19 protein-coding genes are annotated in these 14200 nt (G+C 72.0%); 6 read left to right on the top strand and 13 right to left on the bottom strand.

What is annotated here, in order from left to right; translation table 11 throughout:
• Positions 1–331 precede the first annotated feature (331 nt).
• From WBN91_RS10465 to WBN91_RS10435, 7 genes are all read right to left on the bottom strand, one after another.
• A complete protein-coding gene (locus WBN91_RS10465; RefSeq protein ID WP_337726768.1) occupies positions 332–694 on the bottom strand; it encodes a DUF6223 family protein in 363 nt (120 codons plus the stop codon).
• Positions 695–826: 132 nt separating this feature from the next.
• Entirely contained in the window at positions 827–1105 is a 279-nt protein-coding gene (locus WBN91_RS10460; RefSeq protein WP_337726767.1) for a hypothetical protein, read from the bottom strand.
• Positions 1106–1116: 11 nt separating this feature from the next.
• Positions 1117–1761 (bottom strand): hypothetical protein, encoded by a 645-nt coding sequence (locus WBN91_RS10455; RefSeq protein WP_337726766.1) that lies wholly within the window; start codon positions 1759–1761, stop codon positions 1117–1119.
• The gene (locus tag WBN91_RS10450; RefSeq protein WP_337726765.1) at positions 1754–2254 is read right to left on the bottom strand and encodes a WXG100-like domain-containing protein; all 501 of its coding nucleotides are present in this window, start codon (positions 2252–2254) and stop codon (positions 1754–1756) included. The genes WBN91_RS10455 and WBN91_RS10450 overlap by 8 nt, the downstream gene beginning before the upstream one ends.
• Positions 2251–2580, bottom strand: a complete 330-nt coding sequence (locus tag WBN91_RS10445; protein ID WP_337726764.1) for a hypothetical protein — start codon at positions 2578–2580, stop codon at positions 2251–2253. The genes WBN91_RS10450 and WBN91_RS10445 overlap by 4 nt, the downstream gene beginning before the upstream one ends.
• A gap of 23 nt (positions 2581–2603) precedes the next feature.
• The gene (locus WBN91_RS10440; protein ID WP_337726763.1) at positions 2604–3434 is read right to left on the bottom strand and encodes a hypothetical protein; all 831 of its coding nucleotides are present in this window, start codon (positions 3432–3434) and stop codon (positions 2604–2606) included.
• A gap of 97 nt (positions 3435–3531) precedes the next feature.
• Complete coding sequence (locus WBN91_RS10435) at positions 3532–4290, bottom strand: SDR family oxidoreductase (protein ID WP_337726762.1); 759 nt, start codon at positions 4288–4290, stop codon at positions 3532–3534.
• A 67-nt stretch (positions 4291–4357) separates the two neighbouring features.
• On the opposite strand from WBN91_RS10435, the gene WBN91_RS10430 reads away from it, so the two are divergent.
• From WBN91_RS10430 to WBN91_RS10420, 3 genes are all read left to right on the top strand, one after another.
• Positions 4358–5071: a DNA alkylation repair protein gene (locus WBN91_RS10430; protein WP_337726761.1), complete on the top strand. Its 714-nt coding sequence runs from the start codon at positions 4358–4360 to the stop codon at positions 5069–5071.
• Positions 5072–5130: 59 nt separating this feature from the next.
• Entirely contained in the window at positions 5131–5778 is a 648-nt protein-coding gene (locus WBN91_RS10425) for a TOPRIM nucleotidyl transferase/hydrolase domain-containing protein (protein WP_337726760.1), read from the top strand.
• 126 nt (positions 5779–5904) lie between these two features.
• A complete protein-coding gene (locus WBN91_RS10420; protein ID WP_337726759.1) occupies positions 5905–6888 on the top strand; it encodes a hypothetical protein in 984 nt (327 codons plus the stop codon).
• A 24-nt stretch (positions 6889–6912) separates the two neighbouring features.
• Here WBN91_RS10420 and WBN91_RS10415 read toward each other — a convergent pair whose 3' ends face one another.
• The gene (locus WBN91_RS10415) at positions 6913–7749 is read right to left on the bottom strand and encodes an SDR family NAD(P)-dependent oxidoreductase (protein ID WP_337726758.1); all 837 of its coding nucleotides are present in this window, start codon (positions 7747–7749) and stop codon (positions 6913–6915) included.
• Between the two features lie 129 nt (positions 7750–7878).
• Here WBN91_RS10415 and WBN91_RS10410 point away from each other — a divergent pair, with 129 nt between their 5' ends.
• Complete coding sequence (locus tag WBN91_RS10410; RefSeq protein WP_337726757.1) at positions 7879–8730, top strand: helix-turn-helix domain-containing GNAT family N-acetyltransferase; 852 nt, start codon at positions 7879–7881, stop codon at positions 8728–8730.
• 4 nt (positions 8731–8734) lie between these two features.
• On the opposite strand, the gene WBN91_RS10405 is transcribed toward WBN91_RS10410, so the two are convergent.
• Complete coding sequence (locus WBN91_RS10405) at positions 8735–9430, bottom strand: flavin reductase family protein (protein WP_337726756.1); 696 nt, start codon at positions 9428–9430, stop codon at positions 8735–8737.
• A gap of 138 nt (positions 9431–9568) precedes the next feature.
• On the opposite strand from WBN91_RS10405, the gene WBN91_RS10400 reads away from it, so the two are divergent.
• Positions 9569–10285, top strand: a complete 717-nt coding sequence (locus WBN91_RS10400; RefSeq protein ID WP_337726755.1) for a GAF and ANTAR domain-containing protein — start codon at positions 9569–9571, stop codon at positions 10283–10285.
• Positions 10286–10376: 91 nt separating this feature from the next.
• On the opposite strand, the gene WBN91_RS10395 is transcribed toward WBN91_RS10400, so the two are convergent.
• Positions 10377–11372 (bottom strand): iron-containing redox enzyme family protein, encoded by a 996-nt coding sequence (locus tag WBN91_RS10395; RefSeq protein WP_337726754.1) that lies wholly within the window; start codon positions 11370–11372, stop codon positions 10377–10379.
• Positions 11369–12541, bottom strand: coding sequence for a carboxylate-amine ligase (locus WBN91_RS10390; protein WP_337726753.1), 1173 nt, complete (start codon positions 12539–12541; stop codon positions 11369–11371). The genes WBN91_RS10395 and WBN91_RS10390 overlap by 4 nt, the downstream gene beginning before the upstream one ends.
• A gap of 138 nt (positions 12542–12679) precedes the next feature.
• Between WBN91_RS10390 and WBN91_RS10385 the strand changes: the two genes are divergently transcribed.
• The gene (locus WBN91_RS10385; protein ID WP_337726752.1) at positions 12680–13003 is read left to right on the top strand and encodes a hypothetical protein; all 324 of its coding nucleotides are present in this window, start codon (positions 12680–12682) and stop codon (positions 13001–13003) included.
• A 19-nt stretch (positions 13004–13022) separates the two neighbouring features.
• Here the strand turns inward: WBN91_RS10385 and WBN91_RS10380 are convergent, their stop codons facing one another.
• On the bottom strand, positions 13023–13388 hold the full coding sequence (locus tag WBN91_RS10380) for a hypothetical protein (protein WP_337726751.1): 366 nt from the start codon (positions 13386–13388) through the stop codon (positions 13023–13025).
• Entirely contained in the window at positions 13385–14200 is an 816-nt protein-coding gene (locus WBN91_RS10375; protein WP_337726750.1) for a WXG100-like domain-containing protein, read from the bottom strand. Before WBN91_RS10375 ends, WBN91_RS10380 begins: the two co-directional genes overlap by 4 nt.

The raw sequence follows: 14200 nt of genomic DNA, 5'->3' as shown, positions 1-14200 counted from the left end.
GTGGTCCAGGGTTCGGCTGGGCGCCTGACGGTGTGGCCTACTTGCGTGGCTTTGCTGGGTCCGCCTTCAGCCGCTGTCAGCGGGTGGGCGGATGGTTGGGGATGCACGAAATCTCCTCGTGGAGTGCGGAACCTGGGTCACGGCACCGGTGTTGCGGTGCCGGGGGCCGCCACGAGGCGAGGAGTGCGCGCTGGTGTCAGGAGGTGGCGCGCTCCCGCGTCGGGGCGGTCGGGACTCCAGCGAGGTCCGTGCAAGCCATGTCTTCCCCCTTGAATCGTCGGGATGGCCAACACGGTACCGACCTGCGCGCGCTACCTCCATCGAATTGGTCTCAGGCGCGGGGAGAGGCGGTGCGGCGGGCGAGGGTCAGGGTGCCCAAGGCGATGGCAGCCAAGCCGATCACGACCGCGATGTAGCCGCCGACGATTCCGTAGCCGGTGCCCGGTCCGCCCTCAGCCGCCGCCACGACCCACGTGCCCACGGCCGCCGCGAGCACACCGGCACCCAGCGAGGTGAAGGCGGCGCGTGGGCCGCGGCTCTTGCGCACCAAGGACACGACTCCGACGACCACGCCGATCAAACCCAGGCCCGCGCCCACCAAGGACCACGTGCGGCCTTGGGTCAGGGCGTACGGGTCGGCGGACTGGGCGAGGGTCGCGGACAGGTCCGGCAGGGCGGTGATGAAGTGGGACATGGGGTTCTCCTTGTCAACGACGTGATGCGTTGATCATGTCCCCGTCACCGCCCCGAGTCGTTCCCCGCACGTAGACAATCCTGGCTGCCGCCGAGGGCGCAGCGGACTACCGCGGTCGCGGTAGGGCCCGGGTCAGCGCCAAGGCTTGGTGCGCACCAACTCCTCGTGCACCAGCTTGAGGAACGCCCGCACCTCCGCCTCCCCGTACGGCGGCTCCAGCTCCGCGGTCACGGGGTCGGGCTGGGACAGGGCCTGGGCGATGGCCTTCTCGTACGCCTCCGGGCCGTCGATGAAGTACTCGCGCGCGATCATGGCCTCCACCATGCTCGCGGCGACCTCGCGGTCCAGGCTCGGGGCCCGGAACAGGCCGTAGACCACGGCGTTGAGCTCGGCGCGGTGTTCGATGGTCATGGGTTCCTCACTCAGGCGAACAGGGGGCGGCCACCGGGGTGTGGGCCGCGGAAGTCCCAGATCGGGGGGCGGATGCCGTTGCGGCCGAATTCCTGGGCCAGGTTCGCCATGTGCTCCGGGCCCGGCTGGTAGTGGCCGCTGGCGGCGGTGGCGTACTGGACCCGGCCGTTGCTGACCGACAGTTCGCCCGCCGCCGCGACCGGGTGGCCGCCGGCCAGGGACGAGTGGTGGAACTGGCCGGGTGCGTGGTGGTTGGACGCGTAGATGTTGCCGCGGCCGTCCATGACGAAGATCGCCCGGCCGCCGCCCCACGCCGACGTGCCCTGCTGGGTGTCGTACAGCGAACCGTCGCGGGCTCGGCGGAGGTTGCCCTGGCCGTCGATGAACACGCGGTGGGCCTCGCGTTCGGCGTCGTTGAGGCGGCGCACCGAGCGGCCCGGGAACGGGTTGGCCGGGTGGTTCGGGTCGGTCTCGTGCTTGTACTTGTCCAGCATGGGCTTCTGGCGGTTGTACCGGGGCGTGGTGTGCGGCCCGGGGGTGCCGGGCGCGCGGTTCGGCCTGGGCGGCCCGCCGGGACCGCCGCCGGTGCGCTTGCCCTTGCGCAGCCAGTTCAGGATCGGCTTGAAGATCCCGGCACCGCCGCCGCGCCTAGCCATTGAGCACCGCGTTGATCGCGACGTCCAGGGCCGCGTCCAGCAGCAGCTTGGTGATCTGCCGGAAGATCGGGATCTCCAGCAGCGACGCGCCGAAGGTCACCACGGCGGTCGCGATGGCCTGGGCGATCTGGATGGCCAGGACGACGAGCTGGGCGATGACCGCGACCTTCAACGCGACGAGCGCACCCGCGCACACGTACAGGCCCGCGCCGACCATCGCCGCCGCCGTGGCGCCGTCGTCGAGGTTCTTCTTGGGCGCGTCCGAACCGTCCCAAAAGGACTTGAACCGCTCCACGGCCTCGGCCTGGTTCTGCGTCCACACGGTTTCGGCCTGGCCGTGCGCCTCGCCCACGGACCCGCCGAGGCGGTCGCCGAAGGCGATCCACTCCCCCGCCATGTCGAAGATCTTGCCCTCGTCGCCCTCCGGCCACGAGAAGCCCAGCGTGTTGAGCAGGCCCGACAGTTCCGCGGGCAGCATGATGCCGGTGGTCACCGGGCGCCGTCCCCTCCCAGCGAGGTGAACAGGCCGTGGTTGGCCTGCTCGACGTTGACGTACTCCGCGCCCATCTCCACGAGCTTGCCGCCGGTCTCGGTCAGCACGGCCGCGTTGTCCTCGAAGCTCTCCATCGCCGCCTCGGAGATGACGTCGTAGATCATCTGCATGGCGGAGCCCAGGTCGTCGCCGCCGAACGGGTTGCCGTAGGACGCGAGGCTCGCGCGGAACGAGGCGATCTCCCCGGTCAGGCGCTCGGCCGTGCCGGTGAGCTGGTCCCCCGACCGGCCGATGGCCTCACCCGAGAGGTTCAGGTGTCCGGACACTGTGTCTTCCCCCTTGCGGCGGCCTACGGCTCGCCGATGCTTCCCATGATGGAACGGAGTTTCTTGGTGTAGCCCTGCAACTGGTCCATGCTCTGCGTGCGCAGCGACTCGGCCTGCGCGGCCAGCCGCCCGAGGTCCGCCGTGGACGGTCCGGGCGGGTTGGCGCGGCGCTGGGCGGTCCAGTCCTTGAGCGCGGCGTCGAGGGCCTGGCGGGCGCGGTCGTTGAACTGGCGGCCGGTCATCTCGCGCACGGCGGGCGACAGCTCCACTTTGGACACGTTGCCGTCGGGGCCGAAGGTCACCCAGACCTCGTGGTCCTCGTCGGAGCCACGGCCGGTGACCTGCGCGCCGGACAGGCCGCCGAGCGAGTCGCGGGCGGTCCGCAGCACCTCGGCGGCCTCGGAGAACAGCGCGTCCACGCCGGTGGGCGACGGGTCGCCGTGCATGCCGGTGCGCGGCCCGACCTTCGCGATGACCTCGTCCACGGCGGTGCCGACCCGGCGCAGGAACGCGCTGCTCTGCTCGCCGACCTCCGCCAGCCGCCCGACCAGGGCGTCCAGGTCGGGCATGGGGTCTTCGGCGGTCGGCGCGACCGCACGGGCCTTGGCCAGCGCGTCGTTGGCCGCCAGGGCCAGGTGGCGCTCCAGTTCGGACGTCGGGATCTCCGCGGGCGACGGCCGTAGCGCCACCGCGGTGACACTGCCCGTCCGGACCGTCACCGCGACCAGGTCGTCCGGGGATCTGCCGACGTGCTCGCCGGTGTCGGGCGGCAACTGCCCCAGGTCGGCGTCTTCCTCCCCCAGAGCCTGCCGGTACTGCTGGAGCCGCTGCTCAGGGCTCGGTCGACCGTCCACTGTGCACCTCCCACGCGCTGTGGATCGCCGCCGAGCGTACTAGACCCGATACGCCGGGCAGCGGCTTTCGGGCGATCCGGCGCGTGTTCGGGCGGGTCTACCAGGGCACCGGGCCGTCGACGTTGAAGAACCCACCGGTGGGGCCGTCGGCGCCGAGTGTGGCCAAGCGCACCACCACGGCAGCGCCTTGAGCCGGAGTCAGATGTCCGTTGTGGTCGTTGATGTCCGTGTCGACGTAACCGGGGTCGGCGAGGTTGACCAGGACACCCTCCTTGCGCAGCTCGTTGGCGTACTGGACGGTCAGGGCGTTGAGCGCGGCCTTGGAGGGCGTGTAGGCGGCGGACGCCGGGAGCGCGGCGAGCGGGCCGTCCGGGTCGGCGGCGATGGACAGCGATGCGGCGGTGCTGCTGAGGTTGACCACACGCGGTGCCTCGGACCGGCGCAGTAGTGGCAGGAAGCCGTTGGTCACCGTGATCACACCGAAGACGTTGGTCTCGAACACCCGCCGGACCATGTCCACGTCCACGGTGCTCGGCACCTGGTCGAGGGCGGCCAACGGCGAGACTTGCCCCGATCCGGTGGTAGCCGCGTTGTTGACCAGCACGTCGAGGCGCCCGAAGTGCTCCTCGACCCACTTCGCCGCGTCGGCCACCGTCCCCGGATCGGTGACGTCCAGGACGACCGCGTGCGCGTCGCCACCCGCCGCGCGCAGCGTCTCGGCAGCCTCCTCGCCGCGCCGGGCGTCCCGTGCGCCGATCAGCACGGTCAGGCCGAGCGCGGCGAGTTGCTCGGCGGTCGCCCGGCCGATGCCCTTGTTCGCGCCGGTGATCAGCGCCACGGTCCGGTGTTCGGTCATGTTCCCAGCTCCTCGTCCGTTGGGGGGTGGATCGCCCACTGGACGTCGCAGGCTCGCCGTTTGTGACATGCGTACGCTCGGGTCCACGCCGGACGGACGGGAGGCCGAGGTGGGAGAGGCGACGGTGGCCGGGTTGCTGGCCGAGTTGGCCGCGCTGGACGAGCCGAAGGTGCGGGCCGTCAACGAGAAGCACGGCGACGACCACGGCGTGAACCTCGGCAAGCTGCGCGCGGTCGCCAAGCGGCTGAAGACGCAGCAGGACCTCGCGCGCGAGCTGTGGGCGACCGGGGACTCGGCGGCGCGGCTGCTGGCGACGCTCATCTGCCGGCCGAAGGCGTTCGAGCGCGACGAACTGGACGCGATGGTGCGCGAGGCCCGTACGCCGAAGGTGCACGACTGGCTGGTCAACTACGTGGTCAAGAAGAGCCCCCACGCCGAAGCGCTGCGCCTGGCGTGGTCCGCAGACCCCGATCCGGTGGTCGCGAGCGCCGGGTGGGCGCTGACCACCGAGCGCGTCGCCAAGCGGCCGGAGGGCCTGGACCTCGGCGGGCTGCTCGACGTCGTCGAGGCCGAGATGAAGGACGCCCCCGACCGCCTCCAGTGGGCGATGAACCACTGCCTGGCGCAGATCGGCATCAGCCACCCCGTGCACCGGGCGCGGGCGATCGACATCGGCGAACGCCTCGAAGTGCTCAAGGACTACCCGACTCCCCCGAACTGCACGTCCCCGTACGCGCCGGCGTGGATCGCCGAGATGGTCCGCCGCCAAACCACCGCTTAGGGCACATCCGGGACGAAACGGGGTGGCGTCGGCGAGCGGCGATCCAGGACAGTGGGGGTGTGCGGGCGGACGGCGAGGATCTCCTGGCGGGGTACGTGACCGGGCCGGCCGCCGCGACCGAGGCGACCGCCGTGGCGTTGGCGCGGGCGGAGACCGCCCGGGTGGTGGTGCTGGTCGAAGGTGTGAGCGACCAGATCGCCGTCGAGACGCTCGCCGCCCGGAGCGGCCGGGACCTCGCCGCCGACCAGGTCGTCGTCCTGCCGGTCGGTGGCGCCCACGGCACCGCCCGCTACCTGCGGCGTTTCGGCCCGCACGGCACCGGCACGCGGTTGGTCGGGCTGTGCGACGCCGGGGAAGCCCACATCGTCCGCCGCGCCCTCGCGACGACCGGTCTCGGGACGCCCGATTCGCGCGCGGAGCTGGAGCGGCTGGGGTTCTTCGTGTGCGTCGAGGACCTGGAGGACGAACTCCTCCGCGCCGCCGGCCCCGAGCTGACCGCGGCGGTCCTCGCCGAGCACGGTGACCTCGCCGCGTTCCGCAAGATCCAACGCCAGCCCGCGTGGCGCGGCAAACCCGAGACGGCCCAGTTGCGGCGCTTCCTCGCCGCAGGGGCCCGCCGCAAGCTCCGCTACGCCCGCCTCCTGACCGAGGCCATCGCCCCGGACCGGCTGCCCCGACCGCTCACCGCCCTGCTCGCCGCGCTCTGAAAGCCCTTCCCGCGGTCCGTCAAAGGATTGGTGTCGGAAGGAACCAGCGTGGAAGGAACACATCGCATGGGTTCGAGCCAGTCGGGGCGGCGCGGGAGAAGTCTGCGAAAACTCCTGGTCGCAGGCTTGTCCTTGGCACTGCTGGGTTTCGCCGCACCGCAGGCCGCGGCGGCCACCAGCGTCAGCTTCACCCCGCAGACCGTGTTGGGGCCGGGTGTGCCCACGGACGGGTCCATCGACCAGAACGTCGTCGCGCTCGGGTCGATCTCCCTCAACGTCTCCGCCACCCAGACCGTGTACGTGGTGTCGGTGCTGCGGGTCAACAGCGCGACCATCCGCACCCTGGTGGACAACGAGATCGTGTGCCGGTGGGCCGGCGGCAGCAAGAACATGGTGGTGGGCCAGAACGTCTACCAGCAGGGCAGCGGCAGCCCGCAGTGGGAGGACATCTCGCTGACCACGCGCTACCTGGTGCAGACCGGCGTCACCGGAACCCTGATCTGCACCACCTACATCCGGACCGCGTCGCTGGGGTACGCCGACTCCACGGTCCGGCTGGTGAGCGGCTCGCTGCGGTTCGCCGACACCTCCGTCGACGGCACCACCGCCGGTCAGCCGATCCAGGCCAGCGTCCCGCCCGGGCTGCTGCACGTCGACTCGACCACGCCGATCGTGCGTGAGCCGTCGATCCCGTTCTTCACCACCGCACCGGGTTTCACCGGTCTGAGCGTGTTCGGCGACACCGAGTACATGGTGTGCCACCCCGGTGTGACCTGCAACAAGTCGGGGTCGTCCACCGCCCGGTTCACGTTGTTCGTCAACCAGTGGAAGGCGGACGGCACCCTCTGCCACACCGACGCGTCGGCCACGGTCACCAAGACCGTGCCCTACTGGGTCCACCACATCTACGTGCCGCTCAACAAGCCGGACTTCCAGGTCCGCACCGACTCCGGCTGCATCCCCCGGTTCAACACCTACGTGCTCGTGCAGTGGCTTTCCGGTGAAACGGGTGCCGTGCAGGGCACCGCCGTGGGCCTCACCGACTCGCGTGGCTCGACGTCGAAGCACAACTCCGACATGAGCCACGCCTACGTCGTCCCGTACGTCTAAACAACACCGGGGAGGCCCACGGGTTCACCCGCGCCCGTGGGCCTCCGCCGACAGGTCCTGCCAGTCCGCCCACATCTTCAGCCGGTCCGTGTAGGCCTGCTGGATCATCGGGTAGAAGCCCTGGCCGAACAGCACCCGCAGCGGCGGGTTGTCCGAGTCCACGACCTTGAGCAGGGCCTGCGCGGCGGCGACCGGGTCCCCGGCGGGCTGGTTGCGCGCGATGGCGCCCAGGCGGGCGCGCATGCCGTCGTACTCCGGTCGGGTCTGCGCCATGTGGCCGTTGGCCAGCGGGTCGGGGTTCTTGCCGTCCCGGGTGGCGAACCCGCCGGGCTCGACCACGGTCACCTTGATGCCGAAGTCGGCGACCTCCTGCGCCAGGGACTCGTTCAGGGCCTCCACCGCCCACTTGGACACGTGGTACGCGCCGCCGAGCGGCATGGCGACCAGCCCGGCCGCCGAGGACAGCTGGACGATGTGCCCCGACCCCTGCTCGCGCAGGTGCGGCAGCACGGCCTGGACGACCCAGACCGCGCCGAACAGGTTGGTCTCCAACTGGTCGCGCAGTTCCTGCTCGGTCAGCTCCTCGACCGCGCCGATCTGGGCGTACCCGGCGTTGTTCACCACGACGTCGAGCCGGCCGAAGTGCTCGTGCGCCCGCTGCACGCCCGCGAAGACGGCGGCCTTGTCGGTGACGTCCACCTCCAGCGGCAGCACGGCATCGCCGTAGGTCGCCACCAGGTCGTCGAAGCCGGCCGTGCTGCGGGCGGTCGCGGCCACCTTGTCGCCGCGGGACAGCGCCGCCTCGACGAAGCAGCGGCCCAGACCGCGGGACGAACCGGTGACGAACCAGACCTTGCTCATGGGATTTCCTCCGTGTGGCGTGTGCTCGATCGACCTCCGGACACCACGGCCCCGACCGGGCGTGACACGTCGTGACCCACACCACAACCATAGATAGGCGTCTATTTACCGCCGGCTATAGTGGGCGGTATGACGACGCTGACGCCCACCACCGGCCTGCCGGTCGAGGACGCGACGACCTACGCCCAGTGGTTCGCCTGCCTGGCCGACCCGACCCGGGTCCGCCTCCTGCACGCCGTCGCCGTCCACCCCGGGGAGATCGCGGTCGGCCCGTTGTCCGAGGCGATCGGCGTCAGCCAGCCCACCTGCTCCCACCACCTGCGCAAGCTCGCCGACACCGGGTTCGTGCGGCTGCGCAAGGAGGGCACGCAGACCCTCGTCTCGGTCAACCCGGCGTGCTGCACCGGCCTGCCGCACGCCGCCGACGCCGTCATGGGCACCGTCGTCACCCGTCCGTGCTGCCCGACCGACCTGCCCGCCGACGTCACCGTCCGCGCGATGGCCGAGGACGACTGGACCGACGTGCGCCGCATCTACGGCGAGGGCATCGCCACCCGCAACGCCACCTTCGAGACCGAGACCCCCGGCCGCCGCACGCTGGACGCGAAGTGGCTGCCCGACCACCGCTGGGTCGCCGAGGTCGACGGGGTGGTCGCCGGGTGGGCCGCCGCCACCCCCGTCTCCGCCCGCGACTGCTACGCCGGCGTCGCCGAGACCTCCGTCTACGTGGGCGCCGACGCGCGCGGCCGGGGTGTCGGCAAAGCGTTGCTGCACAAGCAGGTCACCGCCGCCGACACCGCCGGCCTGTGGACGTTGCAGACCGCGATCTTCCCCGAGAACCGCGCCAGCATCGCCCTGCACCACTCGGCGGGCTTCCGCACGGTCGGCGTCCGCGAGCGCATCGCGCAGCACTACGGCGTGTGGCGCGACACCGTGCTGCTGGAACGCCGTGCCCAGCCCGCCTCGGACTGCCCCTGCTGACCGCTCACACCCTGGTCGGGACGGCGCGCGCCCGGTCGATGTCCGGCCCCCGGTAGAGGCGCTCCGGGATGGACGCCAGGGTGGAGGGGTGCACCTGGGGGCCGAGGCCGTAGAACTTCTGGAAGCTCATGATCAGCGGGCGCCACGCGTCCGGGTCGATGTGGTCCTCGGTGCCCGCCAGCCGGATGCCCTCGTGCACGAACACCCGCTGCACCCGCACCTCGACCGCGACGATCGACCCGCGCTGGGCCTCGTCGGCCTCCGCCACCGGGTGCACGGCCTCCACCACGACCTCCATCGCCACCGGGCACTCGGCCACGCGCGGCGGTGTGACGGTCTCCGACGGGACGGGGGTCAAGCCCGCGCGCCCGAACTTGTCGGCGACGTGGGAGTAGCCGCGGCGCAGCTTGCCCGGCGGGACGGGGTCCGAGCCGGTGGTCAGCGCGAGCCGGTCCACGGGCGGCGCCAGCGCGTCCGAGGGCAGGTTGAGCACGCCTTCGCCGGTGCGCAGCAGGTTGCGGGTGGTCTGCGACCGGGCGCTGATGCCGAGCACCGCGCGCCAGCCCAGCCAGAACACCGACGAGATCGGGGCCAGGTTGGGCGTGCCGTCCTCGTTCTCGCTGGAGACCAGCACGACCGGCGTGCCGAAGTACAGGATGCCGGGCTCGATCCGTTGGTGCGCAAGCAGTTCCGTGTCCACGGTCCCAGTTTCGTGATCCACCCGGCACGGTCGCCGGCGGGATTCAGCCGTCACGGCCGAGTGCTGGTGACAGCCGGGCGTTGCGTTCGCGCCGTCGTGGGTATCCACGCAGGACAGACCACAGGACGGAGTCCCCTCATGTCCGACCACACGGCGGGCGGCCCGGACCTGGCCACCCACCTGACCGGGATCGCGCGCATGCTCCAGGCCCGGGACGGTCAGCAGGAGACGATGGACGCGATCGTGCGGTCCGCCGTCGGCACCGTGCCCGGGGCCGAGCACGCGGGCATCATGACGGTCCTCGGCCGCAAGGAGGTCCGGACCGTCGCCACGACGGGTGACCTGCCGTGCGCGGTGGACCAGGCGCAGTTCGACGTCGGTGAGGGGCCGTGCCTGCGGGCGTTGTTCGACGAGAAGGTCGTGTCGGTGCCCGAGCTCGCCCGGGATCCGCGCTGGCCCGCGTTCGCGGCGCGGGCGGTGGAACTCGACGTGGGGAGCATGTTGTCGTTCCAGCTGTTCGTGCAGGACGACGACCTGGGGGCGCTCAACCTCTACGCCACGGACGTCCGCGCGTTCGACGACGAGTCCGAGCACGTCGGCGGGCTGTTCGCCGGGCACGCGGCCATCGCGCTGGCCACCGCCCAGCAGCGCGAGCACCTGGGCGAGGCGGCGCGCACGCGGGACCTGATCGGGCAGGCCAAGGGCATCCTGATGGAACGCCACAAGCTGAGCGCCGACCAGGCGTTCGCGGTGCTGGCGCGGGCCAGTCAGCTCACCAACACCAAGTTGCGGGACATCGCCGAACAGCTCACCCGGACTGGTGAACTGCCTACCCGACCGGGTGGAACCGGTTGACGGGTTAGGTGGTCGCGAGGCGGACGGCGGCCAGGGCGTCGTCCAGTGCGACGGGCGTCGCCAACCTTCGCGTACCCGGTGGACCAGCCCGTCACACGGGACGCAACAGCGAGCTGCGCCCCGAACTCCACGTTTCGAGGAGGTGGTCGGCCAGGCGGCGCTCCAGCAGTTCGGTGGCCCGGATGCCGAACACGACCGACCCGGCCAACCCGGGCTCCCGCGCGACCAGGTCGCCCACCACGTCGTGCCGCATGACCTGCTCGTGCACCGCGTCGGCCTCGATGTGCTCGGTGAAGAACTCGACGCAGTCGGCGTGGGCGTTCATCCGCGCCAGCGCCTTGGCCATCCGCGCGGCACTGGGCGCGGTGGTGATCTCGGCGGCGGCGAAGTGGCCGACCAGCGCGCCGCGCAGGCCCTGGTGCAGGCCGCACAGCGACATCAGGTTGACCGTGGCCAGCATGGGCGCGGGGACGTGGTCGAGGTAGTGCAGGTAGCCGGTCTCCAGGCCGGCGCCGGCCAGCAGCCGCGCGTACAGCTGGGAGTGCATCCGGTCGCCGCGCCCGCCGCCGAACTCGTCGAACTCGACGGCCACCAGGGCGGCCTTGGCCTTGCCGGACAGGCGGGGGATCACCCACGCGTGCGGGTCGGCTTCCTTGAGGTGGTAGATCGACCGGTGCACGAGGTACTCGCGCATCTGCCACCACTCGCCGCGGTCGCGCAGGTGGTGGCTGACGCCTGTGCCGTCGACCGGTTCCACCAGCAGGTCGTCCAGGGCGTCGGCCAGGTCCACGCGGCCGGCCAGGTCGTCGTCCAGCTGCGCGCGGAACACCCGCTCCAGCTCGGCGCGCAGCCGCAGCAGCTCCGGCTCCCACTCCCAGTCCGGCGAGACGTCCCGGAAGCCGCGGTAGTGCAGCTCGTAGCAGACGTGCAGCGCCAGGTGCAGGTCCTCGCCGTACGGGTCGGCCGCGCGCGCTTGCTCCAGCGGCAGGGCGGTGGGCGGCGGGCTCTCGCGCAACGCCTCCACGACCGCGGCGGACACGGGGCCGCGCGGGGTCGGGAGGACGGGGGTCTCCAGGGCCAGGGTCACCAGGGCGGGTTACCCGGTTCAGGGGCCCCGATGCACACCTCGGCCAGGGCGTCCACCACAGCCACCAGGTCGGGCTTGGCGTGGCCTCCGGCCCCCGTCTCCATGATCTCACGCACCCCTGACAATTCCTGCGGGGACGCTGGCTTGTGCACCTCGCTCGATCCGGCCGCTTGTCGTTGCAGGCGTGCGCCGCCGTCCTCAAGCTTGATCGGCGGGAGGCCAGTGTGCCGGGACAGGGCCGCCACCAAGTCCGTCGCCGGGACCAGGACCCCTCGCCACGGGTCCACGCCGGGACCGTCCAGGCCGTACCGCGCCGCCGTCCACACCGCGGCGGCCAGCACCTGGTCGTCCAGCACGGGGCCTTCGCGTCCCTCCGCCAAGTCGGCCAGCGCCCGGTCCACCAACGCCCGCGTCAGCATCGCCTGCTCCACCGCCCGATCGACCGTCGCGGCGGTGTCGGCGGCGCGGACCTCCACGGTCGGGTACCGGGGTGAGAGCCGGGCGAGCCAGAAGCTCATCCCCCGGTCCACGACCACCCCGCAGGCGACCAGCCGGTCCACGGCGGCGTCGTACTCGGCGGCCGAGGTGAACCGCGGTGGCACGCCCGAGCCGGGGAAGCGGGACTGCTCGACCATCCGCCAACTGCCGAACCCGGTGTCGCGGCCGTGCGCGAACGGCGAGTTCACCGACAGCGCCAGCAGGGTCGGCAGCCACGGGCGCAGGTGGTTGAGCACAGCCACGGCGGTGTCCTGGTCGGGCACGCCGACGTGCACGTGGCACCCGCAGCACTGGTAGTCCGCGACCTGCCCGCGGTAGAGGTCGGTGATCCGCTGGAACCGCTCGTCCTCCAGGCGCGGCGGCGGCGTGACACCGAGCACCGGCGCACCGGCGGGCACCAGCAGCGCACCCACCTCCCGAGCCGCCCGCGCGAGCCGCCGTCGCCCTTCGGTCAGCTGGTCGCGCAGCTCGTCGGCCCCCGTGCAGACACCGCTGGCGAACTCGACCTGCGTCGCGTGCAACTCCCCGTGCATCCCAGGCACGTCGCCCACCCGCTCCAACACCTCGCGCGCGAGCGGCACGGGAGTGCGGCTCACGGCATCGACCAGGAGGAACTCCTCCTCCACACCCACGGTGCTCAGCGCGCCTCCCGGACGTCGTGGAGCGGACACCCCCGCTCGATACCCGGCCACACCACCCCCGAACCGCGAGCACCGTGGACGCGGCGGGGTTGACCTGCGCCCGACCAGGGAATCCGCCAGGCACGGCACGCGGCGCGGGACCGCGTGCGGGCGAGGCGGCGATTCGGGATGAGTGCGACGAGGAGCGTCCGAGACCTGGTCAGCGTCCTGGACCACGCGATCCGCGAGGCCCTGGCCGAAACCCGCCCCGACCCGCCGCACGACCCGCTGGCCAGGGCGAGACACGCCCAGACCTGCGTGGTCAAGGCCCTCGACGCCACCCGAGCGGGTGATACCGCGTTGCCCCCAGCCGCCTTGGCGTGCCTCGACGCGGCCTGCGAGCACCTGGAGTACGGCGAGCTGTTGGAAGCCAGGACCCTGCTGACCGCCGCCCGCGGCCAACTCGCCGCGGGCCACCGCACCCTCGGCCGCGACCACGCCGCAGCCGGCTGACCAGGGGGTGGCGGGTCGCTCAGACGCCGCTCATGCCGATGTCCACCGACTCCGGGTCGAACACCGTGTCCACCGTCCACGTCACCGGTTCCGCCACCACCCCCGGCTCGCCGTAGACCTCGCGGCCGTCGGCGATGGTCTCGCCGAGCACGTCCACCGTCTCCAGGCTCGTCAGGCGCCACACGACGCGCCGGCTGTCCTCGGGAGGCCCGCCCGCGTAGTCGCGTTCGCGCGACCGGGCGATGTCGAACGCCTTGGCCGTCACCTCGTCGGGTGACGTTCCGGCCTGGAAGACGAACACCGAGCGGTAGGTCCGGGGTGGTTCGTCGGGGCGGTCGGTGATGATCGCGTAGTTCGCCGCGCACGAGTACCAGACCGGGCTCACTTGGCGAACCTCCCGTCCAGGAGCAGCTTGCGGACGGTCGGACCGCCGGTGCGCAGGGCCTGCTCCACGGTGTACGTGCCATCCAGCATCTCACTGGGGAACTCGCCCCTGATCGACGCCTTCCGGTACTGCTCGATGAACTTGGTGACCGGCAGGGACCGGTCCAGCACGGCGGGGCTCGCCGCGTTGTTGATGCCCACCTGCTTGGCGAACTCCCGGTCCGCGTCGGACGGTTCCCGCGCCGCCTTCTTCTTGCTACCGGGACCGGTGAGGACGTCGGTGTCGTCCTCGGAGCGCTCCACGAACTCCGGTCGCGGCGCCTCCTCCCCCGCGCCGCGGGCGGCGATCCGCAGGGCCATCAGGTCGAGGAAGTCGTTGATCGCCGTGGCGAGCATGGCCGCGAACCGCGCGCGGGCCGCGTTGTCGGGCCAGAAGAAGAACCGGGTCAGGTCCTGGTACAGCGGCTCGTTCTCGCGCACCAGGGCGGCGATGGCGGTCTTGGCGTACTTGACGTCGTCGGCGTACTGCTCGGCGTGCCAGGCGATGCGCTTCATCCGCTGCCCGACGTCCAGCGCCGTGCCGTACAACCCGGCCGCCCGGGTGCGGTAGTCCCGGCCCGCCTCGTCCGGCCAGCCCGTGGCCAGGGCGGCGTCGACGGCGGACCCGCTCGACCCCGTGTTCAGGAACGCGGCGCCGGCGTTGGTCCAGCCCAGTGCCCGGCTCGCCCAGGTGTCCTCGTCGGACACCGGCCACCGCGTCAGCGGGGCGACCGCGGACCACAGTTCGCACTCGGTGGGCGGTGCTACCGGCAT

Source organism: Saccharothrix sp. CCNWYY140 (genome assembly GCF_037401995.1).
GTDB lineage: Bacteria > Actinomycetota > Actinomycetes > Mycobacteriales > Pseudonocardiaceae > Actinosynnema.
The sequence above is the reverse complement of the archived record's forward strand: the minus strand, read 5'-3'. Positions and strand labels throughout refer to the sequence as shown.

Bases quoted from the DNA above. Each gene is read 5' to 3' on its own strand.
- WBN91_RS10415 (WP_337726758.1), bottom strand. From the start codon at position 7,749: ATGAGCAAGGTCTGGTTCGTCACCGGTTCGTCCCGCGGTCTGGGCCGC.
- WBN91_RS10460 (WP_337726767.1), bottom strand. From the start codon at position 1,105: ATGACCATCGAACACCGCGCCGAGCTCAACGCCGTGGTCTACGGCCTG.
- WBN91_RS10455 (WP_337726766.1), bottom strand. From the start codon at position 1,761: ATGGCTAGGCGCGGCGGCGGTGCCGGGATCTTCAAGCCGATCCTGAAC.
- WBN91_RS10435 (WP_337726762.1), bottom strand. From the start codon at position 4,290: ATGACCGAACACCGGACCGTGGCGCTGATCACCGGCGCGAACAAGGGC.
- WBN91_RS10400 (WP_337726755.1), top strand. From the start codon at position 9,569: ATGTCCGACCACACGGCGGGCGGCCCGGACCTGGCCACCCACCTGACC.
- WBN91_RS10375 (WP_337726750.1), bottom strand. From the start codon at position 14,200: ATGCCGGTAGCACCGCCCACCGAGTGCGAACTGTGGTCCGCGGTCGCC.
- WBN91_RS10410 (WP_337726757.1), top strand. From the start codon at position 7,879: ATGACGACGCTGACGCCCACCACCGGCCTGCCGGTCGAGGACGCGACG.
- WBN91_RS10430 (WP_337726761.1), top strand. From the start codon at position 4,358: ATGCGTACGCTCGGGTCCACGCCGGACGGACGGGAGGCCGAGGTGGGA.
- WBN91_RS10385 (WP_337726752.1), top strand. From the start codon at position 12,680: ATGAGTGCGACGAGGAGCGTCCGAGACCTGGTCAGCGTCCTGGACCAC.
- WBN91_RS10465 (WP_337726768.1), bottom strand. From the start codon at position 694: ATGTCCCACTTCATCACCGCCCTGCCGGACCTGTCCGCGACCCTCGCC.